Origin of the sequence: Rhodococcus sp. PSBB066 (genome assembly GCF_017068255.1) — a bacterium.
Lineage (GTDB): Bacteria > Actinomycetota > Actinomycetes > Mycobacteriales > Mycobacteriaceae > Rhodococcus > Rhodococcus aetherivorans.
The window spans coordinates 5,818,442-5,841,847 of sequence record NZ_CP070859.1; the positions used below are offsets into that span (position 1 = coordinate 5,818,442).

Below are 23,406 nucleotides of genomic sequence, written 5' to 3' on the forward strand. Positions count from 1 at the left end.
GAAGACCCGCCGGGACGACACCGGACCGGGCCTGCGGTGCGCATTGCGAGCGGGCGGCGCGCCCTCGTCCTCCGCGGGTTGACACCCGGCGATGTGACCTACACCATAAGCGCACGCTTACCGTACGAACGCTCGGTGAGCGACGAGTGCACCTCGACCCGAAAAGGAGACGGTATGTCCGACGCCCCGTCCATGCGCGAACTGCTCGGCGACGACGCCCCCAGCAACTGGGGACGCTGGGGCGCCGACGATGAGCTCGGAGCTCTGAACTTCCTCGGCACCAAGGAGGTTCTCGGCGGAATCGGCGAGGTCAAGTCCGGCGACGTGTTCACCCTGCAGATCCACATGGGCCGCAAGGAGGCCCCCGGCGATCCCCTGTGGCCCAGCCGCAGCGGCATCGATCGCCGCAACACCCTCGACGAATCGTCGTGGGACGGCGAGGACGCTCCGCAGTTCCCCGGCGGACTGCACTACGCCGACGACACAGCCACCCTCTTCCTGCAGGGCTCCACCCAATACGACGCCCTCGGCCACGTCTGGTACGACGGCAAACTCTGGAACGGATACGACGCGCGCAGCACCGTCGGCAGCATGGACAAGGCCTCGGTGCTGCCGATCGCCGAGAAGGGCGTCGTGGGCCGGGGGATCCTGATCGATATGGCGCGCCACCGGGGCAAGGACTGGCTCGGCGCCGGCGAGACCTTCGACCACAACGACCTCGAGGCGGCCGCCGCCGCCCAGGGCGTGACCATCGAACCGCACGACATCCTCGTGATCCGGACCGGCTGGCTGAAGTACTGGTACAGCCTCGACGACACCACCGAGTTCTACACCGACTTCTGCGAACCCGGCCTGACCTACAGCCGCGAACTGGTCGAATGGTTCCGGAGCCGGGAGATCCCCAACCTGGTCACGGACACCATCGCCAACGAGGTGACCACCGACCCGGCCAGTGGCGTGGCGCTTCCCCTGCACTGCGCGCTCATGCGCAATCTCGGTGTCGCCCTCACCGAGATCGCCTGGCTCGAGGACCTCGCCGACGCGTGCGCCGCCGACAACCGCTGGACCTTCCTGTACACCGCGGCACCACTGAAGGTCGTGGGCGGCACGGGCGCCCCGGTCAATCCGGTCGTCATCCGATGAGCGCAGCCGGACCCCGCGACGCACGCATGGGCGTCTACGACAGCAAGCCTTGGCTCGCGCGCTACGCGCCCGGCCTGCCGATCCACATCGAGCCGGAGTACACCGACGCGCTGGAGATGTTCCGCGCCACCGTCGCTCACGATCCGGACGCGGACATCATCCGCTACTTCGACGGGCGCCTGACCCGCCGCGAACTCGACGAGCAGTCCGACGCGTTCGCGGCCGCACTGACGGCCCACGGCTTCCGCCCGGGTGAGCGGGCGGCGCTGTTCCTGCAGAACGTCCCGCAGTTCGTCGTGGCGCAGCTCGGTGTCTGGAAGGCCGGCGGCATCCCGGTCTCCGTCAACCCCATGAACAAGGAACGCGAGCTCGGCGAAATCCTCCTGGACTCGGGGGCTACCGTGCTCGTCGCACTCCAGGAGCTGTACCGGGACGTCGCACAGCACGTCGTCGCCGGCACCGCCGTCCGGATCGTGATCACCACGTCCGAACTCGAATACCAGACCCGCGGAGACGAGCGGATCTTCTCCGGCATCGAACGCCTCGAACTGCCCGACACCCTCGACCTGCAGACCCTCCTGGCCGAGTTCCGGGGACGGCCCGTCCCCGTGCACACTCTCGGCCCGGACGACATCGCGTTCCTCACCTACACGTCCGGTACGACCGGGCCACCGAAGGGCGCGATGACCACTCACCGCAACGTGGTGTTCAACGCCCGCACCTACCGGGAATGGGTGGGACTCGGCGCGGACGACGTCGTGCTGGGAATCGCCCCGCTGTTCCACATCACCGGGCTCGTCGGGCACATCGCTGTCGCCCTGCTGACAGGTGCGCCGCTGGTGTTGATGTACCGGCTCGACCCCGGCGTGACCCTCGAAACGGTGGCGGTGGAGCGGGCGACGTTCACGGTCGGCTCGATCACCGTGTTCATCGCGCTGATGAACGCCCCCGGCGCCCGCGGGGAGTCGCTGAAGACGCTGACCAAGATCTTCTCCGGCGGAGCGCCGATACCACCGAGCACCGTCGCGGCGTTCGAGAGATTCTCCGGGACGTACATCCACAACATCTACGGCCTCACCGAAACCACCTCCCCCTCGCATGCGGTTCCCTTCGGCACCCGGGCTCCGGTGGACGAGGCGTCCGGCGCCCTGTCGGTCGGAGTCCCGACCTTCGACACCGTCGTGCGGATCGTCGACGAGGACGGCAACGACCTTCCCGTCGGTGCGGTGGGCGAGCTCGTCACGTCGGGCCCGCAGGTGGTCGCCGGCTACTGGAACAAGCCCGAGGAGACCGCGACCGCACTGCCCGGGGGTGCCCTCCACACCGGGGACGTCGGGTACATGGACGCCGACGGCTGGTTCTACATCGTCGACCGCAAGAAGGACCAGATCAACGCCGGTGGGTACAAGGTCTGGCCGAGAGAGGTCGAGGACGTGCTCTACGAGCACGAAGCGGTGCGCGAGGCCGCGGTGGTGGGGGTGGTGGACAGCTACCGCGGCGAGACGGTCAAGGCATTCGTCAGCCTCCGTCCGGGGCATTCGGTCACCGCGGAGGAACTGATCGCCTTCGCCAGGGAGAGAATGGCGGCGTACAAGTACCCGCGGCTGGTGGAAATCATCGACGAGATCCCGAAGACCGTGTCCGGCAAGCTTCTTCGCCGGGAACTCCGGGCCCGCGGCTGAACCGGTCGGGACGGCGAAGGCCCGGTCCGTTTCGGGACCGGGCCTTCGCCGTGAAGCGACCCTGACGGGACTCGAACCCGCGACCTCCGCCGTGACAGGGCGGCGCGCTAACCAACTGCGCCACAGGGCCGTGTGCACCCCCGAAGGGGTTTCCACAGAAAACCCACCGCCGAGCGGTGGGTCTACCGTATGAAATTGTGTGGTGGCCAGGGCCGGGATCGAACCGGCGACCTTCCGCTTTTCAGGCGGACGCTCGTACCAACTGAGCTACCTGGCCGGACGGCACCCGAACCGAATGCCAATTGCCAACTCTGCGACCCTGACGGGACTCGAACCCGCGACCTCCGCCGTGACAGGGCGGCGCGCTAACCAACTGCGCCACAGGGCCATGCTCTTCACTTGTGGTCAAACCGTACTGCATGCGGTGATACTGCTTCCGCAAGCGTACCCCCTACGGGATTCGAACCCGCGCTACCGCCTTGAAAGGGCGGCGTCCTAGGCCGCTAGACGAAGGGGGCCCGCCGGATTACTCCGACCCGCACCCTCAACGGGTTCGCGTTCCGTTGGGAGCTTGGATAGCTTAGGACACGGGTTTCCGGATTCACAAATCAGCAGGTCACGCCGGTTGTTCGCCTTCGAGGCGCAACTCCGGCGCACCACGCCGCCGCTCGAGCCACTGCGGCGCAGCCGTCGCCTCGAGGCAGACGTCCAGGCATTCCGCGAACCGGGCCCGGACGTCGACGTCCTCCGCGGTGAGGTCGTGGAAGTAGCGCTGCCCGGCCAGGCACGCACTGAGCACACCCAGGAACCGTTCGAGGTCGACCCCGGCACGGAACAGCCCCGCTTCCTGCGCCTCGACGGCGAGCCGGTGACCGGCCTTCCCCCACACCGAGCTGCCGCGCAGTTTGGCCTCCGCGTCGAACTCGGGCTCGGTCACGAGCTTGAACTCCGCCTGGATGATGACGTCGCCGTGCAGGGCATCGGCGAGATCTCCGACGAGGCCGTACAGCCGCTCGAACGGATCGAGCCCCGGCGCGTCCAGCCACCGGTCGGCGATCACCCGGTAGCGCTCGAGGCCCTCCGCGAGCACCGCCCGGGCGAGCGCTTCCTTCGAATCGAAGTGGAAGTACATCGCACCCTTGGTGGCCCCGGAGTGCTCGAGGATCGCGTTGACCGAGGCGGCGCCGTATCCGCGCCGGGCGAATTCGATCGCCGCGGATTCGACGATCGCCGCGCGTGTGCGCCGCGCCCGCTCTTGCTGACGTGACATGGGGGGTTCGTGCCTCCGTACGTGACCGGCAGTCCCCCCGGACGCCACTGTAGCCGCCGTCCGGCCCCCACGCCCGCAACCAGGCGTTTTCCGGCCTTCGCAGAGAACACACCAAGTGGTATGCTTTTGCGCGGCTCGGGTGCGCCGCAGGGGGTGCGCACCCGAGCCTTCGAACGGCCCGCGCGTCCGATACTGTTGTCCGGCGCGGTGCAGCTAGACTGTGCGCCCACGCCCCTATAGCTCAGTTGGTAGAGCTACGGACTTTTAATCCGCAGGTCCCAGGTTCGAGCCCTGGTGGGGGCACCACACCCTCGTCCGTCCGGAAGGACGGGAGCGCCCCGGCACGAGGCGGCTCGTCGTCGCCCGTTACTCCGGAGCGCCGGCCACCTTGCCCGGCCGGTCGCTTCGTAGCTCCGGCTCCTGCCGGCCCCGCTCGTCACGCTCCCGCTCGAGGTCGCGACCGCGTTTGCGGTACGTGTAACTCAGGGCCGCGAACACCAGGAACACGATCACGCCGACGACGGCACCGACAAGCGTCGCGCCCCGGAAGCCGGGGGCGTCGACGTCGAGGATCCGCTCCCCCGCATGGGCCGCGTTCCCGTTGCCCAGCACGATGCTCAACGTCATCAGGTTGGGGATCGCCACCACCACGGCGGCGGCGGCGAACACCACCTGCAGGACGCGGTGCCGGCGCCACGTCCTGATCCGCCATGCGGCGGCGAACAGGGCCAACGGCACGAACGTGCACACGAGGCCGAACAGCAGGCCCCAGGCTATCCCGCGGGCGAAGCCGGCATCGGCCAGCCCGGCGATACGCTGCGCCCACCACCGGGGGACGAATGCCGCCAGCACGAAGTACGCGACCACCAGCGCGAGCAGGGCCCCGACGCTCCACAGGGCCTTCTTGGCCCACGGCGGAAGCCCCGACCGCTGCACCGTCTCGTTGCCCACCATTGCGTTGTTCCCCTTCCGGGTCCGGGTGTGCCGCTCCCCTCAGATTACGTACCCGCAAGCCCGACACGGCGCCCGAATCGTCGGTTCCGCGCTGCTGCCGCACCCGAGTTGCGGTTAGGGTGTGGTCGCTCACAAAACCGATCCGACGATCGATGGGAGTGGCGTGCGCAGCTTCGTGGACCTGGGTCTGTTCCTGTCCGCCGTCGCCCTGGGGATCGGCTCGTTTCTCCCGGTGCTGGCCGGGACCCGGCCGACCGACGTCCCGCTGACCGAGTTGCGCGACGGGATCGCGGCCGGCGACGTCTCCGCCCTCGGCGCAGCCGACCTGCCCGTCCATCAGACACTGGCGGCGCCGCTCGTGCTCGCCGCCGTGCTGCTGCTCCTGGCCGCCCTGTTCGACTCGGCGGTGGCCGGCTGGGCCGGGGTGGTGATCGGCCTCGTCGCGACCGGCGCCTTCGCGGTGCGGGTCTATCAGCGGTTCGGCGACTACGTGCAGGTCAACCACGCTACCGCGCTGACCAACCAGACGGGGTTCGTGCTACTGCTCAGCGGGTTGGGGGTCGCCCTGCTGTGCGCGGTGATCGCGGGGCGGCGGGCGTCCCCGTAGCCGAAACGCCGACGCGGGATCCCGGAGCGGGCGACCACGGTGGCTACCCTCGGTTCCCATGCCTTCCCTCGACGATCTCCTCTCGCGGATTCCGGTCGACCAGATCGCCCGCCGGCTCGACGTGGACGAGCAGACGGCGGCGACGGCGGTGCGGGCCGCCCTGCCCACGCTGGTCGGCGGCCTCGAGGCGAACACACGGCATCCGGACGGCGCCTCGTCCCTGCTGTCCGCGCTCGACCAGCACCGGAACCCGGCCCTGCTCGACGGTGGAGTGGACGTGACCGACGTGGACACCGCGGACGGCGACCGGATCGTGGCGAACGTGTTCGGCGACCACAAGGACCGGGTCGTGCAGACGCTGGGCCGAGCCGACGGCGCGGGCGGCAACGACCTCGTCGCACGGCTGCTGCCCATCCTCGCCCCGATCGTGCTGACGTACCTGGCCGAGCAGGTCGGCAGAAGTTCCGGCGGCCAGGGCGGCCTGGGCGAGCTGCTGGGCGGGCTCCTGCGCAGCGCGACGAACGGCACCGGAAGCGGCGGCGGTCTCGGCGGAGTGCTCGACAGCGTTCTCGGCGGCAACGGGGGTGGCCTGGGCGAGCTGCTCGGCGGACTCCTCGGCGCCGGCAAGCGCTGAGGTCACGGCGGGATATGGATTGCCCCCGCGCGTCGCCCCGGGACGCCGTTCGCGCCCCGGTATGATAACGACGTCGCCGTCTGTGAGTGATCCCATCGGCGGGTAGGCCCCGGTCGGCCGAACTTGGAACAGGTAACAGACAAACGGGTGCCGAACCTACGGTGCCGTAGGCTGTAATTCGTACGTGACACGCACAGTTATGGAGAGGTAAACGGAATGACGCGAGTTCTGACTCAGCTGGAGCTTCTGCGCGAGCTGGAGCCCGTCGCCGAGGCGAACGTCAACCGCCACCTTTCGATGGCCAAGGACTGGCACCCCCACGACTACGTGCCCTGGGACGAGGGGCGCAACTTCGCCGCCATGGGTGGCGTGGACTGGGAGCCCGAGCAGTCGAAGCTCGACGAGGTCGCCAAGGCCGCGATGATCACCAATCTCCTCACCGAGGACAACCTGCCGTCCTACCACCGCGAGATCGCCGAGAGCTTCTCGCGCGACGGCGCCTGGGGCACCTGGGTGGGCCGCTGGACCGCCGAGGAGAACCGCCACGGCATCGTGATGCGCGACTACCTCGTCGTCACCCGCGGTGTCGACCCCGTCGCCCTCGAGAACGCCCGCATGGAGCACATGACCAACGGGTTCGCCTCGCCCAACGAGGTCGGGATGCTGCACTCGGTGTCGTACGTCACCTTCCAGGAGCTGGCCACCCGCGTCTCGCACCGCAACACCGGCCGGGCGTGCCACGACTCGATCGCCGACAAGATGCTCCAGCGCATCGCCGCCGACGAGAACCTGCACATGATCTTCTACCGCAACATCTGCGAAGCGGCCCTCGACGTCGCCCCGGACCAGACCCTCGCGGCGATCACAGACGTGTTGAAGAACTTCCAGATGCCCGGCGCCGGTATGCCCAACTTCCGCCGCAACGGCGTGCTGATGGCCAAGCACGGCATCTACGACCTGCGTCAGCACCTCGACGAGGTGGTCATGCCGGTGCTCCGCAAGTGGCGCATCTTCGAGCGTGAGGACTTCGGTGCCGAGGGCGCCCGCATCCTCGACGAGCTCGGCACCTTCCTCGAGGATCTCGAGAAGCAGGCGGTGAAGTTCGAGGAGATGCGCGATCGGTCCCTCGCCCGCGAGGCCGCCCGCCGCGAGCGCAACGAGGCCGCGTCCTGATCCAGGCCGTTCCGTGATTCGGGAGCAGCGGCCCCGAACAGCTATCCTGTGCCCGGTACCGGATTCGGTGCCGGGCACAGTTGCACGCACTTCTTCTTCACGCCGTCTTCGAGGTTCTTTCATGTCACCCCTTCGCATCGGCTCGCTCGAGTTGAACAGCCCGGTCGTACTCGCGCCGATGGCGGGAATCACCAATGTCGCCTTTCGCACCCTGTGCCGCGAACTCGAACTCGAGCGGTCGGGGAGCACGTCGGGGCTGTACGTGTGCGAGATGGTCACCGCCCGGGCACTCGTGGAACGCCACCCCGTCACGATGCACATGACGACGTTCGGTCCCACCGAGACGCCGCGGTCGTTGCAGCTGTACACCGTCGACCCGGACGTCACGTACCAGGCCGCGAAGATGATCGTCGACGAGAACCTCGCCGACCACATCGACATGAACTTCGGCTGCCCCGTGCCGAAGGTCACCCGCAAGGGCGGCGGCTCGGCGCTGCCGTACAAGCGGCGGCTGTTCGGCAACATCGTCGCGGCCGCCGTCCGCGCCACCGAGGGCACCGACATCCCGGTGACCGTGAAGTTCCGCATCGGCATCGACGCCGATCATCACACCCACCTCGACGCGGGCCGGATCGCGGCGGCCGAGGGCGCCGCCGCCGTCGCGCTACACGCCCGCACGGCCGCGCAGCGTTACTCGGGTGAGGCCGACTGGAACGAGATCGCCCGCCTCAAGGAGCACGTCACCGACGTGCCGGTGCTGGGCAACGGCGACATCTTCGCCGCCGAGGACGCCCAGAAGATGATGGAGCAGACCGGCTGCGACGGCGTCGTCGTCGGACGCGGATGCCTCGGCCGGCCCTGGCTGTTCGCCGAACTCAGCGCCGCACTGAACGGCACCCCCATGCCCACCCCGCCGAACCTGGGCGAGGTGGCGGCCATCATGCGCCGGCACGCCGAACTCCTCGCCGACCACCACGGCGAGGACCGCGGCATGCGTGAGATTCGCAAGCACATCGCCTGGTACCTGCGCGGCTTCCCGGCCGGATCCGATGTGCGCAACGCCCTGGCGCGCGTGTCCGGTCTCGCCGAGCTGGACGACCTGCTCGGCCGGCTCGATCCGACCGTGCCCTTCCCGAAGGACGCGGAGGGCCCGCGCGGGCGCCAGGGCTCCCCCGGTACCGTCGCACTGCCGGACGGCTGGCTCGACGACCCGGAGGACTGCATGGTGCCGGCGGGCGCCGACGTCATGCACTCGGGCGGCTGACCGCAGGGTCCGCTGTGCGGGCCGGACGAACCGGACCGGTGCTCGGCGGACGCTCGATCCGGACCGAGGCCGCCAGTATCATGACGGAATCGCCGTGGTGGCGGATGCGTACGAGAGCGGAACATCCGCGGAGAGGCGAGGGAATCGGTGGGTGAGGAGCACGAGTCGGGCCTGCCCGACAGTCGCGCTCCGTGGGAACGTCCTATCGCCGACTCCGGGTATCGCAGCTCACATTCCGGCCGGGTGCGACGACGTCCGGAGGGTCTTGCGCCGCCCGCCGACGCCGGACCCGCGCCGTCGGGCCGGGGCGCCGATACCGGCCGCCCCCGCCGCTCGGCCGCCCCCGACGAGAATCCCGATCAGGTCACCGTCGCCGCGCTGATGAACAAGGTCGGGCGCGACAGCCCGCCCGGGCGGCACCCCGAACCCGAACCGGCCGTGCCGGGCCCGCAGCCGGGCCGGCCGCGGCGGACGCCGGCCGTCGACGACGACCCTACCGAGAAGATCCCGCCCGTGGCCGCGGCGCCGCCGACCGGCCCGCCGCCCCCACCCCCGCGCGACGACCGTGCCGGACGGCGGAGCGACGACCCCGACCAGCCGCCCGCGCTGCCCCAGGCCGTCGGGGGCGACGGCCTGAGCAGGCTGGCTCTGAACAAGCGCCGCAAACGCCGGCGCCTCGCGACCGTGGGCCGCACCGTCCTGGCGCTGCTGTCCGTGCTGACCCTCGTCGGCAGCGGCCTGGTGTGGGGCTACGTGCGTTCCACCGAGGCCGGATTCGCCCAGATCGCGGCGCTGGACACCGAATCCACCGACATCGTCGACCCCGGCGGGCAGACCGGCGACGAGACCTACCTGATCATCGGCACCGACACCCGCGCCGGGGCGAGCGGCGCGGTCGGCGCCGGCACCGTCGCCGACGCCGAGGGCGCACGCGCCGACACCGTCATCCTCGTCAACATCCCCGCCGACCGCAGTCGCGTCGTCGCCGTCTCCTTTCCGCGCGACCTGGACGTGACGCGGCCCGTGTGCCGCGGCTGGGACAGCACCACCGGCGAGTACACGTCGGAGACGTTCCCCGCCGCCGAGGGCGACAAGCTCAATGCCACCTACGCGCTGGGCGGACCCAAGTGCCTGGTGAAGGTGATCCAGAAGCTGTCCGGCCTGAAGATCGGGCATTTCGTCGGAATCGACTTCGCCGGCTTCGAGAGCATGGTCAACGAGGTCGGCGGCGTCGAGGTGTGCACACCCACCCCCCTGGTCGACGGGGAACTCGGCACCATCATCGAGACGGCGGGCACCCACACCCTCGACGGCCGCCGGGCCCTGGACTACGTGCGGGCCCGCAAGGTCGAGTCGGAGGGCAACGGCGACTACGGGCGTATCACCCGGCAGCAGAAGTTCCTGTCGTCACTGCTGCGCTCGGCCATGTCGAACAAGGTCCTGTTCGACCCCGGCAAACTGAACGGGTTCATCAACGCGTTCACCCGCGCCACGTTCGTCGAGAACGTCGACACCGAGTCCCTCGTCCGGCTCGGCCGCTCGCTGCAGCGGGTCGAAGCCGGCGCCGTCACCTTCCTCACCGTGCCGACGGCCGGAACCAATGAGTGGGGCAACGAGATTCCGCGCCTCGACGACATCAAGGCGATCTTCAACGCGATCATCGACGACGAACCGCTCCCCGGCGAGAAGCGCGATGTTCCCGAGCCGGAATCGTCCGCGCCGCCGGCAGCCCCGCTGCCTGCACAGACCGCGGTGGACCCCTCGACGGTGTCGGCGCAGGTGTCCAACGCCTCCGGCGAATCCGGCCTCGCGGCCCGGACCGCGGAAGAACTCGGCGCCTACGGTTTCCCGATCTACAGCGTCGGCAACTACTCCGGGACGAGCAAGGAGACCGTCGTCCGCTTCTCGCCCGGGCAGGAGGCCGAGGCGTTGACGCTGGCCTCCGCAGTTCCGGGGGCCGTGCTGCAGGAGTCCCAGGACCTCGGCGGCATCGTGGAACTCGTCCTCGGCACCGGGTTCGTCGGCAGCATCGCGGCTCCGACCGAGGTGGGTTCGGTCCTGCCGACGGTGCCGATCCAGGCCGCCGAGGAGAACGAGCTGCCGGTCGACCTGTCGATCACCAACGCGGGCGACGATTCCTGCGCCTGAGCAGCACCTCGAGCCCGTCCATTCACCCGGCGTTCACCCGCTGCTCGTGACTCGGCTTTGTCTGCGCCGTAGTCTGTGCCATTATGCGCGTCGTATACCACGAACAGATGACCGAGCTCGCCGATCTCCTCGGAGAGATGGCGGGCCTTGCCGGCCTTGCGATGGAGCGGGCCACCCAGGCGCTGCTCCAGGCGGATCTGGCGCTCGCCGAGACCGTCATCGGCGAGCACGACAAGATCACCGACCTGAGTACCCAGTGCGAGGAGAAGGCCTTCTCGCTCCTCGCCCTCCAGGCGCCGGTCGCCGGTGATCTGCGTTCCGTGGTCAGTGGCATCCAGATCGTCGCCGACATCGACCGGATGGGTGCGCTGGCACTGCACGTCGCCAAGGCGACGCGACGCCGGCACCCCAATCATGTTCTGCCCGAAGAGGTCAACGGCTACTTCGCCGAGATGGGCCGCATCGCAGTCTCGCTCGGCGCAGCGACCAGGGAGATCCTCGAGACGCGCGACCCCGAGCGGGCGGCCCGGCTCCACCAGGAGGACGAGGCGATGGACGATCTCCATCGTCACCTGTTCACCGTGCTCATGGACCGGGAGTGGAAGCACGGCGTGGCCGCGGCTGTGGATGTGACGCTGCTGGGCCGGTTCTACGAACGGTTCGCCGACCACGCCGTCGAGGTGGGTCGTCGCGTGATCTTCCTGGTCACCGGCAAGCTCCCCACCGACGAGGATTTCCGGGCGATGCGTGAGCGCGTCGACAAGCTCACGGTGTACCCGCAGGATCAGTAACCCGACTCGGCACAAGGCCCCGCCCGGAGTTCCGGGCGGGGCCTTTCCGCGTCCGCGGTGCCGAAGTCGCAGCCGGCTCAGCCGAAGCGGCCGGAGATGTAGTCCTCCGTGGCCTTCTGGGTGGGGTTGGAGAAGATCTTCTCGGTGTCGTCGATCTCGACGAGCCGGCCCGGCTTGCCGGTGGCCTCGAGGTTGAAGAACGCGGTCTGATCGCTCACGCGCGCGGCCTGCTGCATGTTGTGCGTGACGATCACGATGGTGTAGTCCTGCTTCAGCTCGGCGATCAGGTCCTCGATGGCGAGGGTGGAGATCGGGTCGAGAGCGGAGCACGGCTCGTCCATCAGGAGCACCTCCGGCTGCACCGCGATGGCGCGGGCGATGCACAGGCGCTGCTGCTGGCCACCCGACAGGCCGCCGCCGGGCTTGTCGAGGCGGTCCTTGACCTCGTTCCACAGGTTCGCGCCGCGCAGCGACCGCTCGGCGATCTCGTCGAGCCTGTTCTTCTCGCGCACGCCCTGCAACTTCAGGCCGGCGACGACGTTGTCGCGGATCGACATGGTGGGGAACGGATTGGGGCGCTGGAACACCATGCCGATCGTCTTGCGGACGCCGACCGGGTCGACGGACGAGTCGTAGATGTCCTCGCCGTCGAGCAGCACGGAGCCCTCGACGCGGGCACCGGGGGTCACCTCGTGCATGCGGTTGAGCGAGCGCAGCACGGTCGACTTGCCGCAGCCCGACGGTCCGATGAACGCGGTGACGTTCCGCGGCGGCACGGACAGCGTCACGTCGGAGACGGCGTGGAACTTGCCGTAGAAGATGTTGACGTCCTTGAGGTCCAGACGCTTGGCCATTACCGGCTCCCTACTGGTGTATCGAAATCGAAGGGTGTGTACATGAGGTGACCTACTTGGTGCGCACCTGGGAGAAGTGGCCGACCACCTTGGCAACGATGTTGAGGATGGCGATGACGAGGATGAGGGTCAGGGCAGCGCCCCAGATCCGCATCGTGCCCGCGTCGGTCGGGTTGTTCATCTCCGCCACCATGACACCGGGCAGGCTGCCCATCTCGCCGCCGAAAAGGTTGAAGTTGATGAACGGCGCGTAGCCGACCAGGATCAGCAGCGGAGCGGTCTCGCCCATGACGCGGGCCAGGGCCAGCATGACGCCGGTGATGATGCCGGGCAGCGCGGTCGGAATCACGATGCGCGCGATGGTCTTCCACTTGGGCACACCGAGGGCGTAGGAGGCCTCGCGCAGATCCTGCGGCACGATCCGGAGCATCTCCTCGGTGCTGCGCACCACCACGGGAACCATGAGCAGGACCAGCGCCAGGGACACCGCGAAGGCGGACTTCGGGAAGCCGAAGGTGGCGATCCACAGTGCGTAGATGAAGAGCGCGGCAACGATGGAGGGGACACCACTGAGGATGTCCACCATGAAGGTGGTGATCCTGCCCAGTCGCGTGCCGGCGCCGTACTCCACGAGGAAGATCGCCACGAAGATGCCGATCGGGATGGAGATCACCGCGCACACCAGGCCCTGCAGCAGGGTCCCGACGAGGGCGTGGTAGATGCCACCGCCCATCGCGGACGCGGACAGACCGCTCAAGGAATTCGTGAACCAGGTGGCGCTGGTCAGGGCGGGAAGACCCTTGACGATCACGGTGATCAGCACCCATGCCAGCGGCACGAGAGCGATCAGCACCGACACGGTGACCAGGACGGTGGCGGAGAGATCCGAGACGCGCCGACGGGTGCCGACGCCCCGGAAGGTGGGGCCCTTGACCGGCGTCTCGAGGAGAGTGGTCGTCATGGCTTCAGTCCTTCTTTCCTGCGACGACCGCACGCGCCGCGGCGTTGACCACGAAGGTCAGCACGAAGAGCACCAGACCCGCGGCGATGTAGGCGCCGGCCTGGATGTCGTTGTTGAACTCGGCGTAACCGAGGGCGATCTTCGAGGCGATGGTGGCACCGCCGTCGAACAGCGACCACGAGAACGGCTGCGACGTGGTGCGCAGGATCAGGTACAGCGCCATGGTCTCGCCGAGTGCGCGGCCGAGACCGAGCATCGAGCCGCTGATGTAGCCCGACTTGCCGAACGGGATCACCGTGGTCTTAACGACCTCCCAGCGGGTCGCACCGAGAGCGAGCGCCGCCTCGATATGGGACGTCGGCGTCTGCACGAACACCTCCCGGCTCACCGCGGCGATGGTCGGCAGGATCATCACGGCGAGCACGATGCCCGCGGTGAAGATGGTGCCGCCGCCGAGGATGGAACCCGATCCGGACGCGAACAGCGGGAACCAGCCGAGACTTTCGTTGAGCCACGTCGCCAGCGGCCGGATCGCGGGGGCCAGGACCAGCAGGCCCCACAGGCCGTAGACGATGGACGGCACGGCGGCGAGCAGGTCGATGACGTACGCCAGGGGCTTCTTGATGCGCTCGGGGCAGTACGAGGTGAGGAAGATCGCGATGCCGAGTGCGACCGGCATCGCGAGCACCAGCGCGAAGAACGACACCAGCACGGTCACCTGGAACAGGTCGAGGACGCCGAACGCCATCGCGGCGATGTCCTGGGTGACCCACTCGCGGCTGGTGAGGAAGTTGACGGTGTTGCGCTGCAGCGCCGGCACCGCACGCCAGACGAGGAACACGCCGATGGCCGCGATGATCACCGAGATGAGAACGGCGGACCCGGAGGCCAGTGAACGGAAGATCCGGTCGCCCGGCCTGGTCAGCGGCTTGCTGTCGCCGCGCGCTGGAGTGGTAATCGTGGCCTCCGGGGTGTTGCCGTGCGGACCGCCCGCCCCGGGCCCGGCATCGCTGCCGGACCCGGGAGTGCGAGGTGCGGATTTGGTGGGCGCGTCACTCATCTGCGCTCGCGATCTCTCTCTGCTGGGGATTGACGGTACGGTCCGCGGCGCTCATCGGCTAGGCGATGGCGTTGATCGACTCGGTGAGCTTCGCCTTGAAGGACTCGGGCAGCGGCACGTAGCCCTGCTCGGCGAGGCCTTCCTGGCCCTCGTTGGCGGCGCTGACGAGGAACGACTTCACGGCCGCGGAGGTGTCGGCATCGTAACCGGCGGAGCACACGATCTCGTAGGTCGCGAGCATGATCGGGTAAGCCCCCTCCTGCTTCGTACCGAAGATCGAGGTCAGGTCGAGCGTCAGGTCGCCCTCACCGGTCGGAGCGAAGGTCGCCGCCTCGATGGCCTTCGACGCGGTCTCGTCGGTCAGCTCCACCGCGCCGGATCCGTTGTCGATCTGTGCGACGTTCAGGTTGTTCTGGTCGGCGAAGGACTTCTCGACGTAGGTGATCGCGCCGGGGGCGCTGGCGACGGCCTGGGCGACACCGGCCGATCCCTTGGCGCCTTCACCGACACCGCCGGTGAAGTCGGAGCCGGCGCCGGTGGTCCAGGCACCGTTCGAGGCGGCCTCGAGGTACTTCTGGAAGTTGTCGGTGGTGCCCGACGAATCCGAGCGGACGATCGGGGTGATGGCCGAATCCGGAAGGCTCACACCCTCGTTGAGAGCCGCGATGGCCGGGTCGTTCCACTGCTTGATGGTGCCGTTGAAGATCTTGGCGACGGTCTCGCCGTTGAGCACGAGGTTGTCGACGCCCTCGACGTTGTACGCGACGGCGACCGGACCGAAGACCAGCGGCAGGTTCCAGGCGGGGTTGCCGGCGCAGCGCTCGGCGGCCTGGGCGGCCTGCTCGCTCTTGATGGCGGAGTCGGAGCCGGCGAAGTCGATCTGCTTCGCGATGAACTGGGTGCGGCCGTCACCGGAACCCGACGGGTTGTAGGCGACGTTGACGTTCTTGCCCTTCTCCTGGCAGACCGCGATGTAGGTGGACACGAACTGGTCCATCGCGTTCTTCTGCGCGGACGACCCGGCGGCGGACAGCGTCTCCTTGCCCTCACACGTCGCGGCCGATGCGGACGCGTCCACGTCCGTCGAGGCGGCATTGTTGTCGCTGCCGCATGCGGCCAGGGTGAGGGCACCTGCAGCCACCACACCGAGCAGGGCGCCATTGCGCTTGAGGTTCACTCGTACTCCTCCGGAATTCGCGACCGGCACGCCCGCGACACGGGCGGCGGCATCAGGCGCGGGGTGATCCCGGCGCCGGACCGGCATGCTGCGGCCCGTAATGGAAAGTTAATGAGGACGGGTTGACGGTTGGGCGCCCGAAGGTGAACGCGACGTGAACGCGAAAAGTACACCTGCAGTCCGTATGGTCGACGTCACACGACATTCACGGGCCGGACTCGTTCGGTACGTGCTCCGCTCACGCTCTCGCGTATGCGAGGTCCACGTGGAATCGCTCGAATCCGAGCCGGCCGTAGGTGCGCAGCGCGGCGTCGTTGTCGCCTTCGACGTACAGCAGCACCGCGCCGAGCCTGCGTTCCCGCAGATACCGCAACCCGGCGAGCGTGAGCAGCCGGCCGAGACCGCGCCCCTGCGCCCCGGGATCGATGCCCACCACGTACACCTCCCCGATCGCCGGCTGGTCCGCCGTGGCGGCGTGCACCTTCGTCCAGTGGAAGCCGAGGAGCCGGTCCGGGTCCTGCTCGTCGAAGGCGAGGAACACCCCGGCCGGGTCGAACCAGGACTCGCTGCGGCGCTGCGCGACGTCGCGCTCGGTCCAGCGGCCCTGCTCGGGGTGCCACGCGAAGGCGGCGGCATTGACCCGCAGCAGTTCCGCGTCGTCCTCGGGTCCGCGGTAGGTCCGCAGGATCAGCCCGTCGGGGACCTGCAGGGCCGGCAGCTCGGGCTCCCCGAGGGGGCGCCGCAGCTGCAGGAGTTCCCGGACCGGGGTCAGGCCGAGCCGCGCCGCGAGCGCCCGCGCGGACTCGAGGTCGCCGTGTGCCCACACCCGGGTGCCGGCACCACCGGCGTCGAGGGCCGCGGCGACGAGCCGCGACCCCACGCCGCGGCGGCGGTGCGGCGGATCGACGACCACCTCGGCCATCGCCGGGTGCTCCCCGTGACCGGGGACCAGATTGGCGTAGCCGACGATCGCGGCGGCATCGACGGCCACCAGGTGCCGGACGTCGCCGTCGCCGGTGAGGGAGTGCAGCACCTGCTCGGACACGGGGGCCGTTCCGTCGGCGGCGTGGGCGCGGGCGACGAGCGCCCGCACCTCGGCGGCCTGCTCGGCGGACAGTCGGCTGACGAATTCCACGACGGCGAGCCTAGTCCGCTAGTTCGGCGTCCTCGAACTCGATGGTGGTGGAGCCGCCCTTCCCGGTCTTGGTGGTGGGCCGCACCGCCTTGTAGCCGACATTGCGGACCGTGCCGATCAGGGACTCGTACTCGGGGCCGAGCTTGGCGCGCAGGCGCCGCACGTGCACATCGACGGTGCGGGTGCCGCCGAAGAAGTCGTAACCCCAGACCTCCTGCAGCAGTTGCGCGCGGGTGAACACCCGGCCGGCGTGCTGCGCGAGGTACTTGAGGAGCTCGAACTCCTTGTACGTCAGGTCGAGGGGGCGGCCACGCAGGCGAGCGGTGTAGGTGCCCTCGTCGATCGAGAGCTCCCCGAGGGTGATCTTGCCGGTGTTCTCGGGGCCCGCCGCACCGCCGGACCGGCCGACCAGCAATCGCAGCCGCGCGTCCAGCTCGGCGGGGCCGGTGGTGGTCAGCAGGATGTCGTCCAGCCCCCACTCCGGGTTCACCGCCACCAGGCCGCCCTCGGTGAGCACGGCGACGACCGGTATTGCCGACCCGGTGCTGCCGAGCAGCCGGCACAGGCCGCGGGCCGCGGCCAGGTCCGTGCGGGCGTCGACAATGGCGATGTCCGCGGAACCGGCCTCGAGGAGCGAGGACACCTCGGTCGGTGCCGGGCGCACCGAGTGCGCGAGCAACGACAGCGAGGGCAGGACCGCGTCCGGGTTGGGGTCGGAGGTCAGCAGCAACAGCTCCACCGTGCCTCCATTCTTCGCGGGCTGCGCGAAACTCGTGTAAACGACGCGCTACAGATTAACGCCACGACGGCGTTCACCGGGCAACCGCACTCGGGAAGCGGCGCGAGCCGTCCGTCACAATGGTGCGGTGCGCAAACTCATCCTCGCTCTCGTGACGCTCGTCGGAGTCGCGCTCCTGATCGATTTCGGCGCCGCGGCGTGGTCCGAGTACCGGGTCTCGCGGGCGCTGCGGGAGGGTGGGGCGCTGACGGCGGACCCGGCGGTGACCATCCACGGATTCCCGTTCCTGACCCAGGCCCGGGCGGGCCGCTACGAGAACGTGGAGATCCGGGCGCAGGGCGTGCCCAGCGGGACGCTCGGCGACATCACGATCGAGGCCAACCTGATCGGTGCCCATGCGGCCGCGGGCGAGCTGCTCGACGGTTCGATCCGCTCGGTGCCGGTGGACCTGCTGTACGGGCGCGTGATGATCGACGCGACCGAGCTCGGTCAGCTCTACGGCATTCCCGACCTGCAGGTGTCCGCTCCCCCGGCCGACAAGTCCGACGGCACCGGCGGGTCCGGCGGCTCCGGACGCACCACCGCGGGCGGGGTCGTCCTCACCGGCACGGTTCCGGTCGGCCCGGTCTCCGCGGAGGTCAGCGTCCAGGCGGACCTGCTGCTCGAGGGCGACACGGTGCGCATCGTCGCGTCGGACCTGTACTTCGGCCCGGAGGGACAGGCGGACTTCACCGTGCCGGATCCGCTGAAGCCGGCGGTGCTGGGCCTGTTCACCACCACGATCGAACCCCAGAACCTGCCGTTCGGGGTGCGCCCGACCGCGGTCGAGGCCCGCGGCTCGACGATCGTGATCGAGGGCGAGGCGCACCAGACCACGATCGACCTCGAGGAGGTTCAGCGCCTGTGACCGCCGTCGTCGTACTGCTGGTGGTGGTGGCTGCCGCCCTGATCACCGGGACCGTCCTGCGGGCCCGCGCGGGCAAGGTCCGCGCCGTCGCGGCCGCCCCCGCGCCGGGGCCCGGCCCCCTGCTGGCCGCGGTGGGCGTGGGCACCGGCAGTGCGCCGGTGGTGCTGCACTTCTCCGCCGACTGGTGCGGACCGTGCGCCGCGGTGCGCCGGGTCGTCGCTCAGGTGGTCGCCGACCTCGCGGCCACCGGCGACGGGCTGCCGGCACCCCGCGACCTCGAACTGGACATCGACGAGAACCCGCAGTTGGCAAGGGAACTCGGCGTGCTGTCGCTGCCGACGACGTTCCTGTTCGACGCCGCCGGCACCGAAAGGTACCGGGTTTCGGGGGTGCCGGCCGCGGCGGACCTGCGGGCCGCGCTGGTGCCGCTGCGCACCCCCTGTGCCCCGATCCGTCGAGACGTCGGCTAAGCTGCCTGCCGTGTCGACCTGCCGAGAGCTCATGCTCACCCGACGCCGCACAGTCGATCTGTGCCGCCTCGGCGGCTTCTGCTGTACCTGCTGCTGATCACCCCGGCCGAGACGCCCGACCGTCTCCGCGGCATCCGCTGCCGTCACCGGTGTGATCCCCGCGGTTGCCACCGCGACGGTTCGCCCCCATGCGTCCCCTCCCAGCAGGAGCACCCCTCATGTCCACCACCGCCCCCGCCGCCCGCCAGGGTCAGCAGGTAGACGTCCGCGGCCCCCGGTTCGCGGCGTGGATCACCACCGCCGTCCTCGTCGTCGTCCTGGCCGTCGCGACGGTCTCGACGACGGTGGCCGGCGTACTGCTCGCCGTCCAGACCGCGGTGTTCGCGGCCGGTGCAGCCCTCGGCCCGCGCCGCAGCCCCTACGGCCTGCTCTTCGCGCGGCTCGTCGCGCCCCGGCTGGGCGCGCCCACCGAGAAGGAACCGGTCGCCCCGCTGCGGTTCGCGCAGCTCGTCGGGTTCGTGTTCGCCGCCGTGGGCACCTTCGGATTCCTCCTCGGCGCCGACCTCGCAGGTCTCGTCGCCACCGGGTTCGCGCTGTTCGCCGCGCTGCTCAACGCCGCGTTCGGGGTGTGCCTCGGTTGCGCGATCTACCCGCTCGTGGCCAGGTTCCGGGCCGTCGCCGCCTGACCACCGTTCCCTCCGCACCGTTCCACTCGACCGAGAGTGTCAACACCGAAAGGAAACCCCATGGCTCGCTCCGACGTCCTGGTCTCAGCAGACTGGGCAGAGCAGAACCTTCACGCACCGAAGACCGTGTTCATCGAGGTCGACGAGGACACCGCAGCCTACGACGGCGGGCACATCGAGGGCGCGATCAAGCTCGACTGGCGTAAGGACCTGCAGGACGGCGTCCGTCGCGACTTCCTGAACCGGGAGCAGTTCTCCGCCCTGTTGTCCGCGAAGGGCGTCGCCGACGACGACACCGTCGTGCTCTACGGCGGCAACAACAACTGGTTCGCCGCCTACGCGTACTGGTACTTCAAGTTCTACGGGCACCGGGACGTCAAGCTCATCGACGGTGGCCGCAAGAAGTGGGAGCTCGACGGACGCCCGCTGTCCAAGGACGAGGTCACCCGCCCGGCCACCGAGTACAAGGCGCAGGAGCCGGACTACTCGATCCGCGCCTTCCGCGACGAGGTGATCGACGCGATCGGCACCAAGAACATCATCGACGTCCGCTCCCCCGACGAGTTCTCCGGCCGGATCCTCGCCCCGGCCCACCTGCCGCAGGAGCAGGCCCAGCAGCGCGGCCACGTCCCGGGTGCGATCAACATTCCGTGGAGCACCACCGCCAACGAGGACGGCACCTTCAAGTCGGACGACGACCTCGAGGCCCTCTACCGGGCGAAGGGCTTCGACGACAGCCGCGAGACCATCGCCTACTGCCGGATCGGTGAGCGCTCGAGCCACACCTGGTTCGTGCTGCAGGAGATCCTCGGCAAGAAGAACGTCAAGAACTACGACGGCAGCTGGGTCGAATACGGCTCGCTCGTCGGAGCCCCGATCGAGTTGGAGGTTCGCTGACCATGTGTGGTGCACCCGTTCAGTCCCAGACCCTGCCCGCGGGCGTGGACGTCGAGAAGGAGACGGTCCTGACCGGCCGTGTCGTCGACGCCGACGGCCAGCCGGTCGGCGGTGCCTTCGTGCGCCTGCTCGACGGCACCGGTGAGTTCACCGCCGAGGTCGTCGCCTCCGGCACCGGTGACTTCCGCTTCTTCGCCGCGCCCGGCGACTGGAAGGTCCGCGCGTTGTCCGGCCGTGGCAACGGTGACGTCGCCGTGAGCCCGGCCGCCCCCGGCGTCCACCACGTCGAGGTCACGGTCGCGAAGTAGCAGACCGTTCGGCGGGCCCGTTCCTCCGGGAACGGGCCCGCCGTCGTCCGTGGTCAGTTCTGCGGCTGCCGGTCCGTCCGTTCGGCGTCGGCGAGCGCGACGATCCAGTCGACGATCCGCTCACTGTCCGAGTACCAGGGATCGTGCGGGTTCGTGTTCCAGTAGCCGATGTGCTGGATGAAGCCCAGCAGGAGGTACGGCTCGAGGAACAGGTCGACGATGCCGCTGTTGTCGTCGGCGAAGCCGGCTCCCTCGGCGCGCAGCTTCTCCACCACGACCGGCCGGCCCGGTCCCAAGGCCCAGTCGAGAATCTCCCGCATCCGTTCGGGGCTCACATCGGCGCTCGGGTCCACCGGGTACGTCGTGTCGACGACCTTGCGCAGCACGTCGAGGAGGGATTCGTCGGACTCCCACCAGTCGTCGCGGGTGACGATGTGGGCGGCCGCGCGGGCCGCCGTCACCGCCAGCGCACCGCCCAGGTCGCCGACGGTCTGCAACGGGTTCAGCAGCGTGAACCGCATCTGTCCGAGCACGCCGAGGACCAGTTCGAGCACCGCGATGTCCTCGGGTGCGTCGCACGCGACGTCGTAACGCCGGCACGAGTACACGACCCGGTCGGCCAGCGCCCCGTAGTCGGCGGGTTCCGAGGACATGAACCCGCCACCGGGCGGACCGGGCTCGCCCATCGAGTCGACCCCCGCCGGCCGGTACGGGTCACCGACGAGGACGACCCCGGCGATGTCGTCCGGTGCGACATGGGCGTCGGCGGGCCGGTGCCCGAGTTCGCGGCTCACCCGTTCGATCACCTCGGCGCCGACGCTGTAGCCGACGAGCGCGAACCGGGTGCGCTCCCCGCAGGCGCTCTTGCGTTCGTCGAGGATGCGGTTGGTCGACGCGACGCCCGCCGCCACCGAGTCCTGATAGGTCGGCACGTCCTCGAACAGGCCCAGGCCGTAGGTGGCCGGGTACGGCACGTACATCCAGCCGATCGAGCCCGGACGGTCCGCGGTGGCCTCGCCGGCCGGGACCGTCACGTTGCCCACCCAGTTCGACCACAGCTGTCGCGACTCCTCGACCACGGGATCGCGGCCGGCCTCGGAGTCGGTGGCGCCGGAGACCGCGACGATCAGCAGGTCGGGGCACTCCAGGGCGTAGTTGTCGGGGTGGACGGCGGGCCCGGACGAACCGCTGCTCGACCCCGTCCCGGGGGCGGCGACCGCGACGGGCACGGTCAGGGACAGGGTCGCGAGCGCCGCAACAGCCGGCAGCAGCAGACGGATGGGGCGCACACGACCTCCGAGTCGGACTTTCCGGACGAAAGGGCCCACACGGCCCACTGCACGGTACTATCCCGCGCGCCGCACTGCGCGCCCGGTGGGGACGTCGGTTTTCGCGCTCTCCGGGCGCCGTCTAGGATATGGCCGTGGTCATCTTCTTCGAAGCTCTCCTTGTCCTGGCGGCCGTGCTCATCACGTGGTTCGCGGTGTACGTCCTCTACCGTCTGGTGACCGATCAGCCGTGAGTGCCGAGTCCGGTGAGGAACGGGAGGTCGTCCGCGGGAGCGGCGACAAGGCGGTCGCGGACGCCCTCGAACGGGCCAAGGCGACTGCCGACAAGAACGTCCCGATCCTGAGCGGCCTGCCCGTCCCCGACGACACCGCAAACCTGCGCCTCGGCCCGGACATGCATCCGGAGCTGTTGGCGCTGCTGCCCATGGTGGGCGTGTGGCGCGGCGAGGGCGAGGGCAACGATCCCCGCACCGGCGACTACCGCTTCGGCCAGCAGATCGTGGTCACCCACGACGGCGGCAACTACCTCGTGTGGGAGGCCCGTTCGTGGCGCCTCGACGAGGAGGGCGGTTACCGCGGCCCGGACCGGCGGGAGAGCGGATTCTGGCGGGTCTCCGGCACCGGCGCGCCCGGCAGCGAGGATCCGGAAACCCTCGAGCTGCTCCTCAATCACAGCTCCGGCGTCGTCGAGCTGTACTACGGCACCGCCCTGACCCAGTCGTCCTGGGAGCTGGCGACCGACGTGGTGATCCGAAGCCAGTCCGGCGAGGTGGTCGGCGGCGCCAAGCGCCTGTACGGCATCGTCGAGGGCGGCGATCTCGCCTACGTCGAGGAACGCGTCACCGCGGACGGGGAACTGCAGCCGCACATGTCCGCGCGGCTGGCACGCTACATCGGCTGACCGCCCGGCACTCCTTCGGAACCGCCCTCCGGGCACGCGGCCCGTTCCGCCGGTCCCCGAGCCGAGGGACGTGGTCGCGCGGCCCGCGCACGGCCTCCGCCCACGGACGCGAACGGCCCCCGAGCGACGGACGCGAACGGCCCCCGAGCGCTACGCCGGGACGGATCGTCTCGGCGATTCCCGGTCGGACGGACCGGGAGGCTCGGGGGCCGGGTGACTGCGTGGTATTCGCCGGCCGCTGCAGCGGTCGACAATCCCGTCGTCGATGACAGCGGCTAGCGCGCAGCCACCTCACGTGTCCGATACTTCAATTCAGACCACCTCCTTTCTCGTGTACGCCCGAAAGTACGCCCCGC

At 69.6% G+C, this 23,406-nt stretch carries 23 protein-coding genes and 5 tRNA genes; 15 read left to right on the forward strand and 13 right to left on the reverse strand.

Features of this window, described 5'->3' with window-relative positions; all coding sequences use genetic code 11:
- Nucleotides 1-174: 174 nt before the first annotated feature.
- Together JYA75_RS26525 and JYA75_RS26530 are read left to right on the forward strand one after the other, a co-directional pair.
- Nucleotides 175-1,143: a cyclase family protein gene (locus JYA75_RS26525; RefSeq protein WP_203329528.1), complete on the forward strand. Its 969-nt coding sequence runs from the start codon at nucleotides 175-177 to the stop codon at nucleotides 1,141-1,143.
- On the forward strand, nucleotides 1,140-2,825 hold the full coding sequence (locus JYA75_RS26530) for an AMP-binding protein (RefSeq protein WP_203329529.1): 1,686 nt from the start codon (nucleotides 1,140-1,142) through the stop codon (nucleotides 2,823-2,825). Before JYA75_RS26525 ends, JYA75_RS26530 begins: the two co-directional genes overlap by 4 nt.
- A gap of 56 nt (nucleotides 2,826-2,881) precedes the next feature.
- Here the strand turns inward: JYA75_RS26530 and JYA75_RS26535 are convergent.
- The 5 genes from JYA75_RS26535 to JYA75_RS26555 all read right to left on the reverse strand — a co-directional run bounded on the left by JYA75_RS26535 (nucleotide 2,882) and on the right by JYA75_RS26555 (nucleotide 4,095).
- Nucleotides 2,882-2,955, reverse strand: a tRNA-Asp gene (locus JYA75_RS26535).
- A gap of 70 nt (nucleotides 2,956-3,025) precedes the next feature.
- Nucleotides 3,026-3,102, reverse strand: a tRNA-Phe gene (locus JYA75_RS26540).
- A gap of 37 nt (nucleotides 3,103-3,139) precedes the next feature.
- Nucleotides 3,140-3,213 (reverse strand) — tRNA-Asp (locus tag JYA75_RS26545).
- A gap of 57 nt (nucleotides 3,214-3,270) precedes the next feature.
- A tRNA-Glu gene (locus JYA75_RS26550) sits at nucleotides 3,271-3,343 on the reverse strand.
- A 98-nt stretch (nucleotides 3,344-3,441) separates the two neighbouring features.
- Nucleotides 3,442-4,095 carry a TetR/AcrR family transcriptional regulator gene (locus JYA75_RS26555; RefSeq protein ID WP_006936388.1) on the reverse strand — a complete coding sequence of 218 codons (654 nt, stop codon included), beginning with the start codon at nucleotides 4,093-4,095 and terminating at the stop codon, nucleotides 3,442-3,444.
- Between the two features lie 230 nt (nucleotides 4,096-4,325).
- On the opposite strand from JYA75_RS26555, the gene JYA75_RS26560 reads away from it, so the two are divergent.
- A tRNA-Lys gene (locus tag JYA75_RS26560) sits at nucleotides 4,326-4,401 on the forward strand.
- A 60-nt stretch (nucleotides 4,402-4,461) separates the two neighbouring features.
- Here JYA75_RS26560 and JYA75_RS26565 read toward each other — a convergent pair.
- The gene (locus tag JYA75_RS26565) at nucleotides 4,462-5,049 is read right to left on the reverse strand and encodes a hypothetical protein (protein ID WP_029541522.1); all 588 of its coding nucleotides are present in this window, start codon (nucleotides 5,047-5,049) and stop codon (nucleotides 4,462-4,464) included.
- Nucleotides 5,050-5,212: 163 nt separating this feature from the next.
- Here JYA75_RS26565 and JYA75_RS26570 point away from each other — a divergent pair, with 163 nt between their 5' ends.
- The 6 genes from JYA75_RS26570 to phoU all read left to right on the forward strand — a co-directional run bounded on the left by JYA75_RS26570 (nucleotide 5,213) and on the right by phoU (nucleotide 11,666).
- Nucleotides 5,213-5,656, forward strand: a complete 444-nt coding sequence (locus tag JYA75_RS26570; RefSeq protein ID WP_185713817.1) for a hypothetical protein — start codon at nucleotides 5,213-5,215, stop codon at nucleotides 5,654-5,656.
- A gap of 58 nt (nucleotides 5,657-5,714) precedes the next feature.
- Nucleotides 5,715-6,290 carry a DUF937 domain-containing protein gene (locus tag JYA75_RS26575; RefSeq protein ID WP_203329530.1) on the forward strand — a complete coding sequence of 192 codons (576 nt, stop codon included), beginning with the start codon at nucleotides 5,715-5,717 and terminating at the stop codon, nucleotides 6,288-6,290.
- Nucleotides 6,291-6,506: 216 nt separating this feature from the next.
- Nucleotides 6,507-7,463 (forward strand): acyl-ACP desaturase, encoded by a 957-nt coding sequence (locus JYA75_RS26580; RefSeq protein WP_006936396.1) that lies wholly within the window; start codon nucleotides 6,507-6,509, stop codon nucleotides 7,461-7,463.
- Between the two features lie 121 nt (nucleotides 7,464-7,584).
- Nucleotides 7,585-8,727 carry a tRNA dihydrouridine synthase DusB gene (dusB, locus tag JYA75_RS26585; protein WP_044475953.1) on the forward strand — a complete coding sequence of 381 codons (1,143 nt, stop codon included), beginning with the start codon at nucleotides 7,585-7,587 and terminating at the stop codon, nucleotides 8,725-8,727.
- Nucleotides 8,728-8,874: 147 nt separating this feature from the next.
- Nucleotides 8,875-10,875 carry an LCP family protein gene (locus JYA75_RS26590; protein WP_185713818.1) on the forward strand — a complete coding sequence of 667 codons (2,001 nt, stop codon included), beginning with the start codon at nucleotides 8,875-8,877 and terminating at the stop codon, nucleotides 10,873-10,875.
- 83 nt (nucleotides 10,876-10,958) lie between these two features.
- Entirely contained in the window at nucleotides 10,959-11,666 is a 708-nt protein-coding gene (gene phoU / locus JYA75_RS26595) for a phosphate signaling complex protein PhoU (RefSeq protein WP_010593878.1), read from the forward strand.
- Between the two features lie 77 nt (nucleotides 11,667-11,743).
- Here the strand turns inward: phoU and pstB are convergent, their stop codons facing one another.
- The 6 genes from pstB to JYA75_RS26625 form a co-directional block, all read right to left on the reverse strand.
- Entirely contained in the window at nucleotides 11,744-12,520 is a 777-nt protein-coding gene (gene pstB / locus JYA75_RS26600; RefSeq protein ID WP_006936402.1) for a phosphate ABC transporter ATP-binding protein PstB, read from the reverse strand.
- 52 nt (nucleotides 12,521-12,572) lie between these two features.
- Nucleotides 12,573-13,481, reverse strand: coding sequence for a phosphate ABC transporter permease PstA (gene pstA, locus JYA75_RS26605; RefSeq protein ID WP_072634423.1), 909 nt, complete (start codon nucleotides 13,479-13,481; stop codon nucleotides 12,573-12,575).
- Nucleotides 13,482-13,485: 4 nt separating this feature from the next.
- Nucleotides 13,486-14,541, reverse strand: a complete 1,056-nt coding sequence (gene pstC / locus JYA75_RS26610) for a phosphate ABC transporter permease subunit PstC (RefSeq protein WP_006936404.1) — start codon at nucleotides 14,539-14,541, stop codon at nucleotides 13,486-13,488.
- Between the two features lie 58 nt (nucleotides 14,542-14,599).
- The gene (gene pstS, locus JYA75_RS26615; protein WP_029541508.1) at nucleotides 14,600-15,718 is read right to left on the reverse strand and encodes a phosphate ABC transporter substrate-binding protein PstS; all 1,119 of its coding nucleotides are present in this window, start codon (nucleotides 15,716-15,718) and stop codon (nucleotides 14,600-14,602) included.
- 238 nt (nucleotides 15,719-15,956) lie between these two features.
- Nucleotides 15,957-16,853 carry a mycothiol synthase gene (mshD, locus tag JYA75_RS26620; RefSeq protein WP_185713819.1) on the reverse strand — a complete coding sequence of 299 codons (897 nt, stop codon included), beginning with the start codon at nucleotides 16,851-16,853 and terminating at the stop codon, nucleotides 15,957-15,959.
- A gap of 10 nt (nucleotides 16,854-16,863) precedes the next feature.
- Nucleotides 16,864-17,592: a response regulator transcription factor gene (locus JYA75_RS26625; protein WP_006936407.1), complete on the reverse strand. Its 729-nt coding sequence runs from the start codon at nucleotides 17,590-17,592 to the stop codon at nucleotides 16,864-16,866.
- Nucleotides 17,593-17,719: 127 nt separating this feature from the next.
- Between JYA75_RS26625 and JYA75_RS26630 the strand changes: the two genes are divergently transcribed.
- The 5 genes from JYA75_RS26630 (at nucleotide 17,720) to JYA75_RS26650 (ending at nucleotide 20,860) form a co-directional block, all read left to right on the forward strand.
- Nucleotides 17,720-18,499: an LmeA family phospholipid-binding protein gene (locus tag JYA75_RS26630; RefSeq protein WP_006936408.1), complete on the forward strand. Its 780-nt coding sequence runs from the start codon at nucleotides 17,720-17,722 to the stop codon at nucleotides 18,497-18,499.
- Nucleotides 18,496-18,969: a thioredoxin family protein gene (locus JYA75_RS26635; RefSeq protein WP_185713820.1), complete on the forward strand. Its 474-nt coding sequence runs from the start codon at nucleotides 18,496-18,498 to the stop codon at nucleotides 18,967-18,969. The genes JYA75_RS26630 and JYA75_RS26635 overlap by 4 nt, the downstream gene beginning before the upstream one ends.
- A 218-nt stretch (nucleotides 18,970-19,187) precedes the next feature.
- Nucleotides 19,188-19,655, forward strand: coding sequence for a DUF4395 domain-containing protein (locus JYA75_RS26640; protein WP_029541494.1), 468 nt, complete (start codon nucleotides 19,188-19,190; stop codon nucleotides 19,653-19,655).
- Nucleotides 19,656-19,715: 60 nt separating this feature from the next.
- Nucleotides 19,716-20,552 (forward strand): sulfurtransferase, encoded by an 837-nt coding sequence (locus tag JYA75_RS26645; RefSeq protein WP_006936411.1) that lies wholly within the window; start codon nucleotides 19,716-19,718, stop codon nucleotides 20,550-20,552.
- 2 nt (nucleotides 20,553-20,554) lie between these two features.
- Nucleotides 20,555-20,860, forward strand: coding sequence for a DUF1416 domain-containing protein (locus tag JYA75_RS26650; protein WP_029541490.1), 306 nt, complete (start codon nucleotides 20,555-20,557; stop codon nucleotides 20,858-20,860).
- A 53-nt stretch (nucleotides 20,861-20,913) separates the two neighbouring features.
- On the opposite strand, the gene JYA75_RS26655 is transcribed toward JYA75_RS26650, so the two are convergent.
- A complete protein-coding gene (locus tag JYA75_RS26655) occupies nucleotides 20,914-22,149 on the reverse strand; it encodes a cutinase family protein (protein ID WP_185713822.1) in 1,236 nt (411 codons plus the stop codon).
- 229 nt (nucleotides 22,150-22,378) lie between these two features.
- On the opposite strand from JYA75_RS26655, the gene JYA75_RS26660 reads away from it, so the two are divergent.
- Nucleotides 22,379-23,050, forward strand: a complete 672-nt coding sequence (locus JYA75_RS26660; protein WP_029541483.1) for an FABP family protein — start codon at nucleotides 22,379-22,381, stop codon at nucleotides 23,048-23,050.
- The last annotated feature ends 356 nt before the right edge of the window (nucleotides 23,051-23,406 follow it).